Origin of the sequence: Synechocystis sp. FACHB-383, assembly GCF_014698605.1 — a bacterium.
Classification (GTDB): Bacteria; Cyanobacteriota; Cyanobacteriia; order Cyanobacteriales; family Microcystaceae; genus Synechocystis; species Synechocystis salina.
The window spans coordinates 91,752-106,222 of the sequence record NZ_JACJTJ010000019.1 but is presented as its reverse complement, the minus strand read 5'-3'; the positions used below and the strand labels follow the sequence as shown (position 1 = coordinate 106,222).

The following is a 14,471-nucleotide window of genomic DNA, read 5'->3' as shown; positions in this document are numbered from 1 at the left end:
AGCTAGCTAATCGTTGATGGTTACCACCACCGGAGCATGGTCACTGGGCTTTTCCCAACCTCTGGGTTCTTGGTCAATCCAACACCGTTGGGCTTGGGCGTAAAGTTTTGGGGTCAGGTAATGGTGGTCAATGCGCCAACCCCGGTTGCGACTAAAGCCCCTAGTGCGATAATCCCACCAACTGTAATGGCCCGTTTCTTCGGTAAATTTGCGAAAAGCATCCTGCAAATCGGCGATCGCCAACACATCTTTTAAGGCCTGTCGTTCAACAGGGGTGGCCATGATGTGATTTTCTCGTCCTTTAGGATCATGAATGTCCCGATCCTCTGGGGCAATGTTGAAATCCCCACAGACTAAAAATTCCGGTGTATCGCTCTTGCTCAGGTTATGGAGATAGGTTTTCAGCGTTTTTAACCAACGCAGTTTATAGGAATATTTTTCACTGTCCGGGGCGGAACCATTGGGAACGTAGAGATTAACGATTCGTACACCCCTGTAAACACCACTGATGACCCGTTTTTGCTCATCCAAATCCCCCGTCACTTCTGATCCCACTAGGGGCGCAAAGCCAATTTTCACATCCTGCAACGGTTCACGGCTGAAAATGGCCACGCCATTATAGGACTTCTGCCCAGAGATGGAGCAATGATAGCCCGCCGCTTCAAATGGTTGCCGGGGAAAATCTTCATCCACCACCTTAGTTTCCTGCAAGCAAAGCACATCAACAGCGTTTGTGCCCAACCAATCAAGGATATGTTGTTGGCGACTGCGAATAGAGTTAACGTTCCAACTGGTGATGTCCATGGGAAAACCGAGAAAAGATAGATTGGCCATAGCCCCGGCCTACCCCCCGCCAGCCTAGATCAAAATTAATTTCCGCTCTTTCTAGCACCCATTGGGCATAGGTGTTGCTATTGGGGCCAGGCCAGTAACGATAGCTGTAACAGTGGGGATAGAGTTGGGGACTGTTCAGAATAATTTCCCCCAGGCGATCGCCAAGGGCACCAGACCAGTGCTGGGTCAAAAAACTGGGGCCGTTACCCACCCCACCATAGGGAGTCAACAAATTTTGGTGGAGATGACCCCAACTGGGGGACTTCAACTCTCGCCGTTGCCACACTTCCCATCTTTGTAAATTTTCTAAGCTTTGACCATGGCGATCGCCGACCACATACCAATAGTGGACAGCCCAGCGACCAACGAAGGGAATTTTGGCCCACAACAGTTGCACTTCCATCGCCATGGCGGTTAAGCAAAAAGCTACGGGAATAATCTACTCGTACAGCCAAGGGTTGAGGGTGGCGTGCCATTCATTCACTTCTTCTTCCTTGAACCAGAGGGCAATTTCCCGCTTAGCAGTTTCAATGGCATCGGAACCGTGGATGATGTTGCGCCCGACAGAAACTCCATAGTCTCCCCGGATCGTGCCAGGGGCGGCGGCATGGGGATCCGTAGCGCCAATCATTTGGCGGGAAGTGGAAACCACAGAATCGCCTTCCCACACCATGGCTACCACAGGGGAAGAACAAATAAATTTCACTAAACCAGAAAAGAATGGTTTATCGTTGAGAGCTTCGTAATGTTTTTCTGCTAATTCCTGGGAAACAGTCATCACCTTCATGGCGACTAATTTGAAGCCTTTTTTCTCAAAACGACCAACAATTTCCCCAATTAATTGCCGTTGTACCCCGTCGGGCTTGATCATGATAAATGTGCGTTCCATGGCAACCTCCGTTTGCTTTTTCTGTTAAAAAAACTTAACAATCACCCTGTATTTTACATGGTTTGGGCATCGGGATTATCTATGGTGACTAGTCCCAACCGGGAGGGTAAAAATCGCCCTGGCGATCGCCGTTGACCCTGAGTGGGGAGAGGGGCGCAATAATAATCTTGGCAAAAAGCTTGACAATGGGCACCACTTTCAGCACAATGAAATACTGTGACTCGGGGCTATAGCTCAGTTGGTAGAGCACTTGCATGGCATGCAAGGGGTCAGCGGTTCGAGCCCGCTTAGCTCCATAAGATTTATGTCCGTTCCTGCTTAGTTATTGGGGTTCAGGGGATTTTTCCTAATTGAACTCATGATCCCATGGTTTCGGTTACCCGAAAAAGACGGCCGTGCGAAAAATCATTGATGCCATCTTCTGGGGAAAATGCAGGGGACATCGGTGGGAAATGTTGCTCCACAATTTTTTACCCAGCAAATGGTGGGAGCAATTCAATCAAAATTTAAATATAGTTAAATTAGAGGCAAAAATATTATTAAAATGGGAAACTATCCAGTTTTTCTTTGCCTTGACCAAGCTGAAGGCTCTAGGTGGTTCACATAACTAATATAGTGGGCTAGTGGTTTATCAACACTCAATAAAATATTTGGCTTAAATTTAATATTGTCATAAATCAAACCATCTTCATGGCGCAGAAAATAGTAAGCTAATCTTGTACAAAATAAAAGAAAATGACTGACCAAATAACCTATAATGCCAGGGCGTTTTGCGGTAACGTAAATAGGTTGAATTCGGATTTTACTCAACTCGGTATTAACACCATCAGCCTGTAAACTGGGCAGAGGCGTGTAAGCATAGATCATGTGTAGAGGAGGAAAAAAACGGACATTTTTCATAATGGTCAACAAACCGATGCAACCATTGTCATAGCGCATGGAGTATTCATAGGTTTCTCCCAAAAAATAATGTACTAAACTTTCTCTAAAAGTAGTGTTTGGCACATTGCCTTTCATGGTGAAATCAATTTGGGTTCCCGATTCATTTTGTCGCAGGGACAAATCCATTTTGATATCAAGATGATGGATTGTCTTCAGATGTTGGGCATCAATACCATTCATCATGCAAATATGATGGTGACACTTTCTTTCAAAGGCTTTATCTGCTTGGATGATCAGTTTTTTGCCCTGAATCTCGTCAAATTCTGGTAAATCATGGGGGGCAATGGCCTCTGGAAAAACCCAAATAAAGCCATATTTTTCAGCGGTGGCATAGGATGCTAACTTTGCTTTGGAGGGAATTGTTGACTGGCAGGGAATATGGCGACATTTACCCGTTTCATCAAAGGCCCAACGATGAAAGTTACAGCGGATCCAGTTGCCTTCCACCTGACCTAAACCTAGGTCTGTGCCGAGGTGGGGACAGTAGGCGTGTAAAGCCCGTACTTTTCCATCTTGGCCCCGAAATACAACAATCTTTTGCCCACAAAGGGTTATGGATTTAGCTTGGCCATGCCGTAACGTCTGACTGGGACAAACAATATACCAACCCTTGGCAATAATTTGCCAATTATTAAAAATGTCCATGGTTGAGCAAGGTGAGAAGCTAAGATTAGCAGGGGAAACAATTTTCTATTTATTGCTCTGTTAAGAAGTTACTTTGAACATGACCCAATCTACTAATTTTGTCGATGTTTATCCAGTACAGTGGCGAGATGATCAGGTAATTCTCATTGACCAGACTCGTTTACCTTTGGAATACAAGGAAGTAGCGATCGCCGATTATGAGGCCATGGGCCATGCCATCAAATCCATGGTAGTGCGGGGGGCACCGGCCATTGGGGTAGCGGCGGCGTATGGTATGTATTTGGGCGCTAGGAGAATTCAAACGACGGAATTAAGAGAATTTGTGGCGCAGTTGGAATTTGTGGCGGACCAGTTACGTCAAACCCGGCCTACAGCGGTAAATCTATTCTGGGCCATTGATCAAATGTTGAATGTGGCTTACCACAGTGGCGAAAATGTGGAACAGGTTAAGGCCAATCTCCTCTCCCAGGCCCAACAAATCCAACTCGATGACCTCCGTACTTGTCAGGCGATCGGGGCAGCAGGACTCGAGGCGCTACCAAGAGAACCCCAGCAGTTAACCATTCTCACCCACTGCAATGCCGGTGCTTTGGCCACCGCTGGTTACGGTACGGCGATCGGAGTGATCCGGGCTGCCTGGTCTGCGGGTCGATTAGCCAGGGTCTATGCCGACGAAACTAGACCTAGATTGCAGGGAGCGAAGTTAACAGTGTGGGAATGTGTGCAAGCGGGCATCCCCGTCACCCTCATCACCGATAATATGGCCGCCCATTGCATGCAACAACAACGCATTGACGCCGTAGTGGTGGGAGCTGATCGCATTGCCAGAAATGGTGATACGGCTAATAAAATTGGCACCTATGGTTTAGCAGTGTTGGCAAAAATGCATGCCATTCCTTTTTTTGTTGCCGCCCCATTATCCACTGTGGATTTTGCCTTGGATGATGGCAGTCAAATCCCCATTGAAGAACGGGACCCGGTGGAAATTTACCAGCCAGGATCTACCCGCATTACCCCAGAGGGAGCGGAATTTTATAACCCTGCTTTTGATGTCACCCCCGCCAGTTTAATCACGGCCATCATTACGGAACAGGGGGCCATTGCCCCAGGACAGTTGGCAGATCTAGAGGCTTAGTTGGGTAGTCTATTTCCCCATAAAAGTAACTTTTTCCACATTTTTAGCAATAGTTTTCCACAGAAAATCCCCCTGTAGATACCGTTATTAATCCCTGCCTAAATCCAGCATTTGGTGAATTTGTGCTTGGCAAGCTTTAGTCACCGCTTCCAATTCGGGTTTCTTATTCTTGACCGGCGGGGCGATCGCCTTCCCAATGCGAATGGTTAAAGGTACAGGATGGGGCCAGGGGGAACCGGGCTGGAAAATTTGCTCTACCCCCCCCAAACTAACTGGAATAATGGGTACTTGGGCCTTGGCCGCAATCATGGCGGCCCCCAATTTCGGTTGGTGAATGCGGCCATCCTTTGTTCTCGTTCCTTCCAGAAATACCCCCACTAGCCATCCATCCCCCAGGGCTGTCAGGGCGGCCCGCAACGCCCCCCGATCGCCACTGCCCCGTTTCACTGGATAAGCTCCATAGAGGCGAATGGCTGGGCCCAGCAGGGGCACACTAAATAATTCTTCCTTGGCCATAAAAGCCACCGGTCGGGCCATAGCACAGGACAAAAATGGTGGGTCAAAGTAACTAGCATGGTTGCTCACCACCAAGGCTGGCCCCTGGGTTGGCACCAATTCCTGACCATACACCCGAGCCTGGAACAATCCATGGAGCAAGGGCCGCACCACTCCCCACTTCAAACCCCGGTAGAGAGCTAAATTGAGTGAAGTTTCCCTTGGACGGGGAGCACTCAAACCACCACTATGATTAATCTCGGAATCCACTGAGCTTTCCCGGAAAATACTTGCTCCAACACTTTATCAAAACCATGCCAGGAAATCCCCGCATCAACGGCTAGGGTTCCTGTCTGTGCCGAAAATAGGACAATCTGGGCAATAAAAACTATCGGCGAGGAACTGGACTAACAGGATATCCCCACCGCAAATCGCACAGATAATGGCAACAAAAATTAAGCAAAACACTCTTCCATGGCTCATATTGGGGGTGGGAGAATGGAATTTTTGCCTCCATACTGGTTCCGGCTCCTCTGCTCTCGTTTCCCCGCTTTTGCTTCCATGAATGCCCATGAAATTGCCCTGACCCTCCAAAAGGGACTTAAGGCCCTCCAAAATCAAGAATATCAGTCGGCGATCAAAGCTTTGGAAATGGTCTGTCGCCGGGTACCCAACCAGGAATCCCCCGAATTTCTCAAAGCTCAGATGGCTTTGGTGCGGGCCTATCGAGCTTTGGGAAGATTTGAGCAGTCTCGGGAACTGTGTGAATACTTGACCCGGAATCCCGACCCGGAGGTGGAAAATTGGGCCAAGACAATGATGCTCATGCTCTTGAAACAAGAAAATGCTGATGAGGGAGAAGGGGAAGAGGATGCCCTGTCCACTGACTTGAAAGCTGGTCGGGCGGAAAATAGTCGGGTTAAGGTGGCTCTGCCGAGGGTGGCCGATAGTTTGCCTTTTATTTTTGGTGTGGGCCTGTTGGTTCCCCTTTTAACCACTTCTGTACTGTTGACACCGCTGGCATGGTGGTTGGCCCAGGGACAGTGGCAAAAATTGCTGGCCATTAGTCTGGGGCTGGGGATTGCGGTTAATTTCCTCGCTTTGTTTTACAGCGTCCCCATGATGGATCTGATCAACCGGCGCATTTATGGCACTGAATGGGTCAACCTCGGCGCAGTACAAAAATATAGCCCCGAAGCCGGGGAACTGATGTTGCGGGTAGCCCGAGCCAAGACTTTTCCCATTCCCAAGCTGGGGGTTATTCCCGATAATCGTCCGGTTATGTTTGCCTATGGTGTGCAACAAAAAAATAGTCGTATTGTGCTCAGCCAGGGGATTTTTCGTTATCTGAGCGCCGAAGAAATTGCCACCCTCCTGGGCCATGAGTTGGCCCACATTGTCCGCCGGGATTGTGCCCTATTGACCTGTATGAGTGGTTGGGGGCAAATATTCTACTGGTTATACTGTGAGCTACAAAGGGCCCGGAGTTCCTGGCCGGCGATCGCCAAGATATTGATCGCCCCGTTGGTCTGGATTTGCTTGGCCCTGTTTCGCATTAACCAGGGGGCTAACCATTACTTTGCCCGCACAAGGGAATATTACGCTGACCATTTTTCCGTCAACTACACCGGTAATCCCAATGCCTTGATCCGGGCCCTCGTGAAAATGACCAGGGCTTTGGTAAAGCAAGAAAGACAGGCGGAGAAACCCGCTTTGTTTCTGGAGGGAATGCGTAATTTTGCTAACTACGATGCCTACACAGCGGCGGCTTGTGAGCGGGGAGAAAGATTTGATCCGAGAATGGTAGGCAATCTACTCCTCTGGGACTGGGGCAGTCCTTGGCGGGGCATCATTACTTGGTGTAGCTCCCATCCCCTTTTGGGCAAGCGGCTCCAGGTGTTGAGCCATTATGCCGAACAGTTAGACCTGGACACGGAATATAACCTTGTACTCAGCCGTCGGCAAATCTCCCTCGAAGAAGCAAAAAAAAGAACCATATTCTTTTACCTGGAAGTATTTATTTGGCTGTTGCCCCTTTGGTTTGCCCTGGGCTTAGGTTGGTGGATTCAACAGGAAGATAGTACTTTAAAATTATCCCTCCATCAAGCCATACTGGTGGGACTAGGAGCGGGGATTCTACTCCGTACCGCTTGGCAAAGTTTAGGACAGAGAAAAGTGGCTGCCCCCACCGTATTAAGTGTGCTTAGCGACGCTAATTTGAGTCCTATCTGGGGCACTCAGGTTAATTGGCAGGGCAAATTCCGTTTGGTGCAAGCCAGTGTTTGGAGGGCACCGAAATTGTATTTTCACGACCGCACCGGGGTAATTCCTGTGCGTTATCCCTTTTGGACCAGACTATTACCCCCCTTTCGTTCTCCCCAGACCCGCTTAGAGGCGATCGCCTTGGGGTCCGTGAAAGTTAGTGGCATGGTGGTGCGGGGTTTATCCCCCCAGTTGCAGTTTGCCACCATCACCAATGAGGAAGACCAAATGTTAATTGGCTATCCCCTTTTCCTCGCTTGGACAGGGGGATTGCTATTGGTCTTATTGGGGATTTTGCTCCCAGGGTAAACTCAGATTGCCAAGCCCCAGATGGTTTAGGGCGGAACCAACCCCCAATGTCCCCCAGTCAAGGAGATTAGCTTGGTTTCCGTTTAAACCTGTGCCACAATTTCCAATTGGTTTTTGCATTGCAAGGAGAATTAATTTGCGTTTTGCCTCCATTTTGGCCCTGGCTATTCCCCTCAATCTAGTGGCCCCTAGCCTAACCGCCACCCCTTTAACCAATGGAGAATGCCTACTTTTGGCCCAAGCCAGTCAAAGGAGAAATGTTGGTTCCGTCGGCGCACCAGGGGCTAGGGGCGTGGATGGCCAGGACGGTGCCGACACCGATAACCTCACGGTTTTCAGCGATGGTTCTCCCATGACCCTTAATCTGGCCGGTAGGGATGGGGCTCCAGGCACTCCCGGTGTAGAAGGATCTCCGGCCAACTGCCCCGCTTTGGACACTAGTCAACGGCAAGATGTGCAAATGGCTAATGGCAGTGATGGTGGGGATGGAGGAAATGGAGGTAACGGTGGCAATGGTGGTTCCATAACCATTTACACTCGCAATCTCAACAGCCTCAACCAAATTTTTGTCGGGGCCGCCGGTGGGAAAGGGGGACCCCCTGGTCTGGGGGGAACTGGGGGGCAGGCCTGTCAATGTAGCCAACCCTATTGGACAGTGGAAACTTGTTCCGGTCGTCCGGGAGACAGTGGCTACCGTTGTTCCACCGAGGAATTCCGTTGTTTTAATGGTCTGAATGGCCGAGACGGGCGATCTGGTATTGCGGGGCAGGACGGTTTAACTGGGCGGTTGACGGTGTTGAATCTAGACCGGCCCTTAGAGCCAGATCGACCCGGGACCACGGTGAGCTTAGATGTGTTAAAAAATCAGGGCTTTAATCTATCTAAAAATATCTGGGAAACCCGCCCAGGGGCGGCCCAGCTATTAGCTCCAGGCTCCGTCATTGCCGACGAATATTTAATCCTATTAGACCGCATAGAAAGGTCTTTTTTGGTGGTGTGGAATGCGCCCCAACCTTTTGAGCGTTTTGCTAACACCAATGTCAGTTTAACCCTGACTGAAGATAACCAAATTGCTCCGGAGTTACCAGGCAATCTCTGGCTGGAAGGAACCACCCAGCAGAGAAATAATGTCACAGAATTTGTGGTTTACAATGCCATGTGGGAAGGGGATGCCACCAGTTTAGGACGTTTAACATTATCTGGTAGTGGCAATAATTTACAGCTTTCTCTGGTGGATGAAGCTAATCAATCTAATTTAATGGCCACCAAGTTTAGGCTCAGGTATCGGGTGACCAATGAAGATCCCCGGTTTCGTCCCCCCTCCACCTATACCCTGCGCTATGAAGGTGAAATTGAAGATAACTTGGTCACAGTTAATGGCAATCAGTTCACCATTGATATTGGTCAGCTACCAATTCCCCCTAAGGATTTGGAGCCCGGTACAGGGGTAGAAATTGAGCTGGTGGCAGAAAGGACTTTTTCGGGTAATACTGCTGAACAAAAGCTGACTATTCGAGATTTAATTCGAGGTCGAAATTAAGAGAATTTCACTGATTTCATCGACTTAAAATTGACTTAGGATGTAGTCCGTAAGTCCTTGCATTTAGTTTTCTTAAACTATTCACCGTGGGGATGAATGTTTGGGGCATTGAGCAGAAGTGAATTACATGACATTTACTTCGTCTGCCCTACACTACCGTTTGACTGGGTGGTAAAGGCAATTTCCACCGGGTCGATATAACAAGACAACAAGGCCTTGAATGGCTGAATTTATCAAAAAACTGGGTCTAAAACCCCGTCCTTTAGGACGGCTTTTTGTTAAACTAAAAGGACCCATGCACCCAAGTGTGCCAAGAGAGGCAAGGTTGGCTATTCCCGCCATCTAGAATGCATGACCAAAAGGAAATACCTGGACACAGGGGCGTCATAGTCTAGGAATGGGAAAATATAAACTAAAGATTTGTTCGGTCTGCGGTGGGGCACATCGTGGACGTTAAAAAGGATGCCTGTGGAGGGGAATCTGGACGGGGCTTTTGAACAGAGATGTTTTTAAGCTAGACAAACCCGATGAAGCAGGAATCCTCTGGCTTTAGGCAGAGGAGGATGTCAAATTTGCTCCATTGTCAATCGAGTCCCCGAAATTCCCCGTGGACCTGATGATGCACCTGAAATGCTTCCCCCAGCTCCAGAACCAGCGCCAATTCTAGAGATACCAGAGCTTACCTGCGATGCCCAACGGCAGGCTTTGTTGGAGGAACAGGAAAGGGAGCGGCGGCTGTTTTATTTATTCGTGCAGGAATTGGAAGGCACAGGGGATTTACGCAAGTTACCCACGGTTTTACATGCCCCTTCCCGTTCTTAATTCACCTCCTCCAACGGCGATCGCCTAGATGAAAAAACTACTCAAATTTGCCAAGTGGCCGGCCCTATTGGTGGGCATTGTTTTGATGTTAGGGGCTTGCCACCGGGCTCCGTCCCGTACTGCTAACTCGCCCAAACATATGCGGGGGGTCTGGCTTACCGATGTGGGCACCATGGCATTAACCTACACCACCCTATTGGATGAAACTCTCCACCATATCAGTAAATCGGGCTATGACCGGGTTTATTTCAGTGTTTACGGTTTGCGGGGCCAACTTTATGCCACCAAACAACGGGGAGAACCCATTCCCAAACTGCCTTTGATCAATCCCATGGCTTCCATGGCCAGGGAATCCCGCCGCCAGGGCCTCAAACCCTACGCTTGGTTTGAATATGGCCTAATGTTGCCCCAATACGATCCCGTTGCTAAAAATAATCCAGATTGGCTATTGACCATGGCCAACGGTGAGCAGGTGATTGAAAATCATGGCATTCCCATGGTCTGGTTAGACCCCGCCCAACCCGGAGTGCAAGCCTACATCCTTGGTCACATCGATGACATTCTCAAAGAGCAATCCCTAGCCGGCATCCAACTAGATGACCATTGGGCTGTGCCCCGGCAATTTGGCGATCGCCAGCGGGATTTAACTGCCCTCACTGCTAAAGTTCATGAACGCATCAAAGCTAAAAATCCTGAATTGGCACTAAGTCTTTCCCCTAATCCCTACCAATTTTCCCGTAACGAGTACAACCAAGATTGGCTCGGTTGGGTTAGACAGGGCATTATTGACGAAGTCGTCGTGCAAGTTTACCGGTCTAGTCCGGCGGAAGTTCAACAAACCGTTGCCAACTCTGGTATTTATACCGCCTCCCGTTACGTGCCTGTGGGCATTGGCCTTTACACTGGCATCAAAGCTAAACCTTTCAATTTGCAAGCCATCAAAAACCAGATCCAGGCGGTGGAAGATCAAAACTTAGGCCATTCTCTTTTTGTCTGGGAATTTTTGGTGTTGAGGGCGATTAATGCCCGTCTCAATATCCTATGAATCCTATGAAACTCTTTCGGAGGCGGGAATCATTAAACTAACCCCATTTTTCCCCACGCCTTCTGCTGTCAACTTTTTCACGCCCTAGTTGTTAAATTTCCCCTGGGTTGAGGGGAATCATGGCCCAGGTAACATAGGTGCCAATGGGACTCCAGATTAAAAACGGTACCAAAAAACCAAAAGCAGTGGTGGAAACTTGGCTAACGGCGATCGCCAGGGCCAGACCGACAAAGAAACCCGTAGCACCGATAATACTGCCCACCCGCAAACTTCGTAGCTTGCACATGACGGGGGTATAGGCCATGATGGTCAATTCCAGCAAAAGATAGCCGACCATCAATCCCCAGCGGTGCCCAGGGTTCATCGTTGCATTCCAGGCCAGGGTAGCGGAAACCGCTCCCGCAATGAAAATGGTAATCCAAATGAAGGGAATGGCCCCCTCGAAGGTTAGCCAAGGGGGACGACGTAGGCGATTGAACCAGCGCAAATCCCTGGGGGATAGACGGTTACACCCAAAGGCCAGGGCAAAAGCGATCAACCCAATCCACAGCCAAGCCGGAATCATAAACACTTTCCATTAACTTGTGCAAATTCTATCATTGCCCCCCGGCTGAGATCGGTGGTATCGGTGGCATTGTCAACACTGGTATAATTCCCGTTGGTTCCGAATACGAATAAGTGGCGGTGAACGGATGTTAGAGCAAGGGATAGATGGCATTGAGAAGTTGGAGACGGGTATTCCAGGCTTTGATTTTCTTTCCGATGGCGGTCTCCCCCTCGGCCGCGCCACCTTAATTGCCGGGACAGCGGGCAGTTCTAAAACTATTTTTGCGTGTCAATTTTTGGTGGAAGGTATACACCGTGGGGAAAATGGTGTTTTTGTCACTTTTGAGGAACCTCCCAGGGCCCTACGAAAAAATATGCGGGGTTTTGGTTGGGATATTCAGCAATGGGAAAATGAAGGTAAGTGGGTTTTTGTCGATGCTTCTCCCCAACCAGGCGATCGCCCCATTGTCAGCGGCGAATATGACCTAGGGGCCTTGATTGCCCGCATTGAACACGCTGTCCGCAAATATAAAGCCAGCCGCATTTCCCTCGACTCCTTGGGGGCAATTTTTAGCCACCTCACTGACAGTGCCCAGGTACGGAGTGACCTCTTTCGCCTGGCCTCTGCCCTACGGGAGTTGGAAGTCACCGCCATTATGACCGCAGAACGGGTGGAGGAATACGGTGAAATTAGTCGCTACGGGGTGGAAGAATTTGTGGCCGATAACGTGGTTATTGTCCGGAACGTTCTAGCCGATGAAAAACGCCGTCGCACCATTGAAATTCTCAAATACCGTGGCACCGACCACCAAAAGGGCGAATTTCCCTTCACCATCATCAACAAAAAGGGCATTGTTATCATTCCCCTGTCGGCGATCGAGCTCGAGCAAAAATCCTCCGACATCCGCATCACCTCCGGTAGTGAGGAATTAGACCGCATGTGCGGCAGTGGCTTTTTCCGGGATTCCATTATTCTGGTTTCCGGCGCTACGGGCACTGGTAAAACTCTGATGGTGACTGAGTTTATGGACGGAGGGGTGGCCAATGGAGAACGCTGTTTAGTCTTTGCCTTTGAGGAAAGTCGAGAGCAGTTAATTCGTAACGCCACCGGCTGGGGAGTGGATTTCAAACAAATGGAAAAGGAAGGCAAACTAAAAGTGGTTTGTCGTTATCCAGAAACCACCAACTTGGAAAATCATCTGATCATGATGAAGGATATTATCCAAGAATTTAAGCCCAATCGAGTGGCGGTGGATAGTCTTTCGGCCCTAGAACGGGTTTCCACCCTGAAAAGTTTTCGCGAATTTATCATCGGCCTAACTTCCTTTATTAAGCAACAGGAAATTGGCGGTTTATTCACTTCCACTACCCCCAATTTATTAGGGGGAGCTTCCATCACCGATGCCCATATTTCCACCATTACCGATTCGATTATTCTTTTGCGTTATGTGGAAATGTATGGCGAAATGCGTCGGGGAATTACGGTGCTGAAAATGCGGGGCTCCATGCACGATAAAGATATCCGGGAATTTTCCATCGACCATAAGGGGATGCACATTGGCAAACCTTTCCGCAACGTCACCGGAATTCTGGCCGGTACCCCCATGTATACTGCCCAGAGTGAAGTGGAAAGATTGAGCGGTTTATTCAATGAGAAAATATAGTCAATTCTCCCCCTTGCAAACCCGGAGGCAATCAATCCATGCAGTGGCAAGAATCCCTACCCTGGACCCCCGAAGCCCGGCAAAAGTTGAAGAATATCCCCTATTTTGCCCGGGTGCAAGCCCGTCAGCGGATTGAGCAGTTGGCTCGGCAGGCCGATCTAGATGAGGTCACCGTGGATTTGGTAGAACAAGCCCGTCTGGAGTTCGGCCAATGATTTGGTTCGACTTTTGGGGCTAAACCCACAGGCAAATCCCCTTTCACCATGGTTACAAATTCACCAGGCCGGTCTGACATCAGGGTTTACAATGGCGATCGCCAGGGGCCAATGTATTCTTTGATTGTGCCAATTTATAACGAAGAAGATAATATTCCCGTGTTATATGATCGACTGAAGACGGTCATGGATCAATTGGGAAGTACGGAATTAGTGCTGATTAATGATGGCAGTGGCGATCGTTCCCTGGAGATGATCCGGGCTTTGCACGAGCAAGATAAACGAGTCTGTTACCTTAGCTTTGCCCGTAACTTTGGTCATCAGGTGGCGGTGACGGCGGGGTTAAACTTTGCCCGGGGCCAGGCGGTGATTATTCTCGATGCAGATTTGCAGGATCCTCCCGAATTGGTACCCCAATTGGTGGAACGGTGGCGAGAAGGCTACAGCGTAGTCTATGCCCAACGGGTTAAGCGCCGTCAGGAAAGCTGGTTTAAGCGGCTAACGGCCTATGGATTCTACCGACTGTTGCAACGGTTAGCGGACGTAAAAATTCCGGCCGATACAGGAGACTTTTGCCTAATGGACCGCCAGGTGGTGGATTTGCTCAACGCCATGCCGGAGAGAAATCGTTATATTCGGGGATTGAGGGCTTGGGTTGGCTTTCCCCAAACCGGTGTTAAATTTGAACGGGATCCTCGCCATGCCGGGGAGGTGAAATACACTTTTCGCAAATCCCTCCGTTTAGCTATCAATAGTCTGGTTTCCTTTTCCATTGTGCCCCTGCGTTTGGCCACCTATCTAGGGCTTTTAGCCGCTCTCCTGGCCATGGCTATGATGGTATTGGTTTTATATTGGCGGCTGTTCCAAACCAATTCCCCTTTAGATGGATTTGCCACAGTGGTAATTGCCAATTTGTTTTTTGGTGCGGTTCAGCTAATTTGCATTGGCATTTTAGGAGAATACATTGGCCGAATTTACGATGAAGTAAAAGGGCGGCCCCTATACACCTTGGCAGAAGTAGCCGGCTTTGAACAACTTCCTTAAAAAACAGTTTTGGATAACCTCAAAAAATATCCTCCCCAACTGATCTATCACTTTATTGCCAGATTAATTAACAATTTATTTTTC

At 49.1% G+C, this 14,471-nt stretch carries 15 protein-coding genes and 1 tRNA gene; 9 read left to right on the top strand and 7 right to left on the bottom strand.

Annotation, left to right across the window (positions count from 1 at the left end; translation table 11 throughout):
* Nucleotides 1–6: 6 nt before the first annotated feature.
* The 4 genes from xth to H6G45_RS04275 all read right to left on the bottom strand — a co-directional run bounded on the left by xth (nucleotide 7) and on the right by H6G45_RS04275 (nucleotide 1,979).
* On the bottom strand, nucleotides 7–804 hold the full coding sequence (xth, locus tag H6G45_RS04290) for an exodeoxyribonuclease III (protein WP_190596945.1): 798 nt from the start codon (nucleotides 802–804) through the stop codon (nucleotides 7–9).
* Nucleotides 779–1,243: a DUF3750 domain-containing protein gene (locus H6G45_RS04285; RefSeq protein WP_190596942.1), complete on the bottom strand. Its 465-nt coding sequence runs from the start codon at nucleotides 1,241–1,243 to the stop codon at nucleotides 779–781. Before H6G45_RS04285 ends, xth begins: the two co-directional genes overlap by 26 nt.
* Nucleotides 1,244–1,273: 30 nt before the next feature.
* Nucleotides 1,274–1,723 carry a nucleoside-diphosphate kinase gene (gene ndk, locus H6G45_RS04280; RefSeq protein WP_190596940.1) on the bottom strand — a complete coding sequence of 150 codons (450 nt, stop codon included), beginning with the start codon at nucleotides 1,721–1,723 and terminating at the stop codon, nucleotides 1,274–1,276.
* A gap of 88 nt (nucleotides 1,724–1,811) precedes the next feature.
* Nucleotides 1,812–1,979 (bottom strand): hypothetical protein, encoded by a 168-nt coding sequence (locus H6G45_RS04275; protein WP_190596939.1) that lies wholly within the window; start codon nucleotides 1,977–1,979, stop codon nucleotides 1,812–1,814.
* On the opposite strand from H6G45_RS04275, the gene H6G45_RS04270 reads away from it, so the two are divergent.
* Nucleotides 1,947–2,019, top strand: a tRNA-Ala gene (locus H6G45_RS04270). The genes H6G45_RS04275 and H6G45_RS04270 overlap by 33 nt on opposite strands.
* 256 nt (nucleotides 2,020–2,275) lie before the next feature.
* On the opposite strand, the gene H6G45_RS19430 is transcribed toward H6G45_RS04270, so the two are convergent.
* Nucleotides 2,276–3,310, bottom strand: coding sequence for an aromatic ring-hydroxylating dioxygenase subunit alpha (locus H6G45_RS19430; RefSeq protein ID WP_190596937.1), 1,035 nt, complete (start codon nucleotides 3,308–3,310; stop codon nucleotides 2,276–2,278).
* 79 nt (nucleotides 3,311–3,389) lie between these two features.
* Here H6G45_RS19430 and mtnA point away from each other — a divergent pair, with 79 nt between their 5' ends.
* Complete coding sequence (mtnA, locus tag H6G45_RS04260) at nucleotides 3,390–4,445, top strand: S-methyl-5-thioribose-1-phosphate isomerase (RefSeq protein ID WP_190596935.1); 1,056 nt, start codon at nucleotides 3,390–3,392, stop codon at nucleotides 4,443–4,445.
* 87 nt (nucleotides 4,446–4,532) lie between these two features.
* Here the strand turns inward: mtnA and H6G45_RS04255 are convergent, their stop codons facing one another.
* On the bottom strand, nucleotides 4,533–5,210 hold the full coding sequence (locus H6G45_RS04255) for a 1-acylglycerol-3-phosphate O-acyltransferase (protein WP_190596933.1): 678 nt from the start codon (nucleotides 5,208–5,210) through the stop codon (nucleotides 4,533–4,535).
* 291 nt (nucleotides 5,211–5,501) lie between these two features.
* Here H6G45_RS04255 and H6G45_RS04250 point away from each other — a divergent pair, with 291 nt between their 5' ends.
* From H6G45_RS04250 to H6G45_RS04235, 4 genes are all read left to right on the top strand, one after another.
* Nucleotides 5,502–7,511 carry a M48 family metallopeptidase gene (locus tag H6G45_RS04250; RefSeq protein ID WP_190596931.1) on the top strand — a complete coding sequence of 670 codons (2,010 nt, stop codon included), beginning with the start codon at nucleotides 5,502–5,504 and terminating at the stop codon, nucleotides 7,509–7,511.
* Between the two features lie 136 nt (nucleotides 7,512–7,647).
* Complete coding sequence (locus H6G45_RS04245) at nucleotides 7,648–9,051, top strand: collagen-like protein (RefSeq protein ID WP_199309570.1); 1,404 nt, start codon at nucleotides 7,648–7,650, stop codon at nucleotides 9,049–9,051.
* A 630-nt stretch (nucleotides 9,052–9,681) separates the two neighbouring features.
* A complete protein-coding gene (locus H6G45_RS04240; RefSeq protein ID WP_190596926.1) occupies nucleotides 9,682–9,873 on the top strand; it encodes a hypothetical protein in 192 nt (63 codons plus the stop codon).
* 28 nt (nucleotides 9,874–9,901) lie between these two features.
* Nucleotides 9,902–10,918: a family 10 glycosylhydrolase gene (locus H6G45_RS04235; protein WP_190596924.1), complete on the top strand. Its 1,017-nt coding sequence runs from the start codon at nucleotides 9,902–9,904 to the stop codon at nucleotides 10,916–10,918.
* A 91-nt stretch (nucleotides 10,919–11,009) separates the two neighbouring features.
* Here the strand turns inward: H6G45_RS04235 and H6G45_RS04230 are convergent, their stop codons facing one another.
* The gene (locus tag H6G45_RS04230; protein ID WP_347338246.1) at nucleotides 11,010–11,489 is read right to left on the bottom strand and encodes a TspO/MBR family protein; all 480 of its coding nucleotides are present in this window, start codon (nucleotides 11,487–11,489) and stop codon (nucleotides 11,010–11,012) included.
* A gap of 121 nt (nucleotides 11,490–11,610) precedes the next feature.
* On the opposite strand from H6G45_RS04230, the gene kaiC reads away from it, so the two are divergent.
* Genes kaiC through H6G45_RS04215 form a run of 3 tightly spaced genes read left to right on the top strand, consistent with a single transcriptional unit; the run spans nucleotide 11,611 to nucleotide 14,387 of the window.
* Complete coding sequence (kaiC, locus tag H6G45_RS04225) at nucleotides 11,611–13,128, top strand: circadian clock protein KaiC (protein ID WP_190596921.1); 1,518 nt, start codon at nucleotides 11,611–11,613, stop codon at nucleotides 13,126–13,128.
* Nucleotides 13,129–13,166: 38 nt separating this feature from the next.
* Complete coding sequence (locus tag H6G45_RS04220) at nucleotides 13,167–13,343, top strand: PCP reductase family protein (protein ID WP_010873230.1); 177 nt, start codon at nucleotides 13,167–13,169, stop codon at nucleotides 13,341–13,343.
* Nucleotides 13,344–13,391: 48 nt separating this feature from the next.
* Nucleotides 13,392–14,387, top strand: a complete 996-nt coding sequence (locus H6G45_RS04215) for a glycosyltransferase family 2 protein (protein WP_190596919.1) — start codon at nucleotides 13,392–13,394, stop codon at nucleotides 14,385–14,387.
* Nucleotides 14,388–14,471 lie beyond the last annotated feature (84 nt).

Coding starts and splice junctions, on each gene's coding strand:
- xth (WP_190596945.1), bottom strand. CDS start 804: ATGGACATCACCAGTTGGAACGTTAACTCTATTCGCAGTCGCCAACAA.
- H6G45_RS04285 (WP_190596942.1), bottom strand. CDS start 1,243: ATGGCGATGGAAGTGCAACTGTTGTGGGCCAAAATTCCCTTCGTTGGT.
- ndk (WP_190596940.1), bottom strand. CDS start 1,723: ATGGAACGCACATTTATCATGATCAAGCCCGACGGGGTACAACGGCAA.
- H6G45_RS04275 (WP_190596939.1), bottom strand. CDS start 1,979: ATGCAAGTGCTCTACCAACTGAGCTATAGCCCCGAGTCACAGTATTTC.
- H6G45_RS19430 (WP_190596937.1), bottom strand. CDS start 3,310: ATGGACATTTTTAATAATTGGCAAATTATTGCCAAGGGTTGGTATATT.
- mtnA (WP_190596935.1), top strand. CDS start 3,390: ATGACCCAATCTACTAATTTTGTCGATGTTTATCCAGTACAGTGGCGA.
- H6G45_RS04250 (WP_190596931.1), top strand. CDS start 5,502: ATGAATGCCCATGAAATTGCCCTGACCCTCCAAAAGGGACTTAAGGCC.
- H6G45_RS04240 (WP_190596926.1), top strand. CDS start 9,682: ATGCTTCCCCCAGCTCCAGAACCAGCGCCAATTCTAGAGATACCAGAG.
- H6G45_RS04235 (WP_190596924.1), top strand. CDS start 9,902: ATGAAAAAACTACTCAAATTTGCCAAGTGGCCGGCCCTATTGGTGGGC.
- kaiC (WP_190596921.1), top strand. CDS start 11,611: ATGTTAGAGCAAGGGATAGATGGCATTGAGAAGTTGGAGACGGGTATT.
- H6G45_RS04220 (WP_010873230.1), top strand. CDS start 13,167: ATGCAGTGGCAAGAATCCCTACCCTGGACCCCCGAAGCCCGGCAAAAG.
- H6G45_RS04215 (WP_190596919.1), top strand. CDS start 13,392: ATGGTTACAAATTCACCAGGCCGGTCTGACATCAGGGTTTACAATGGC.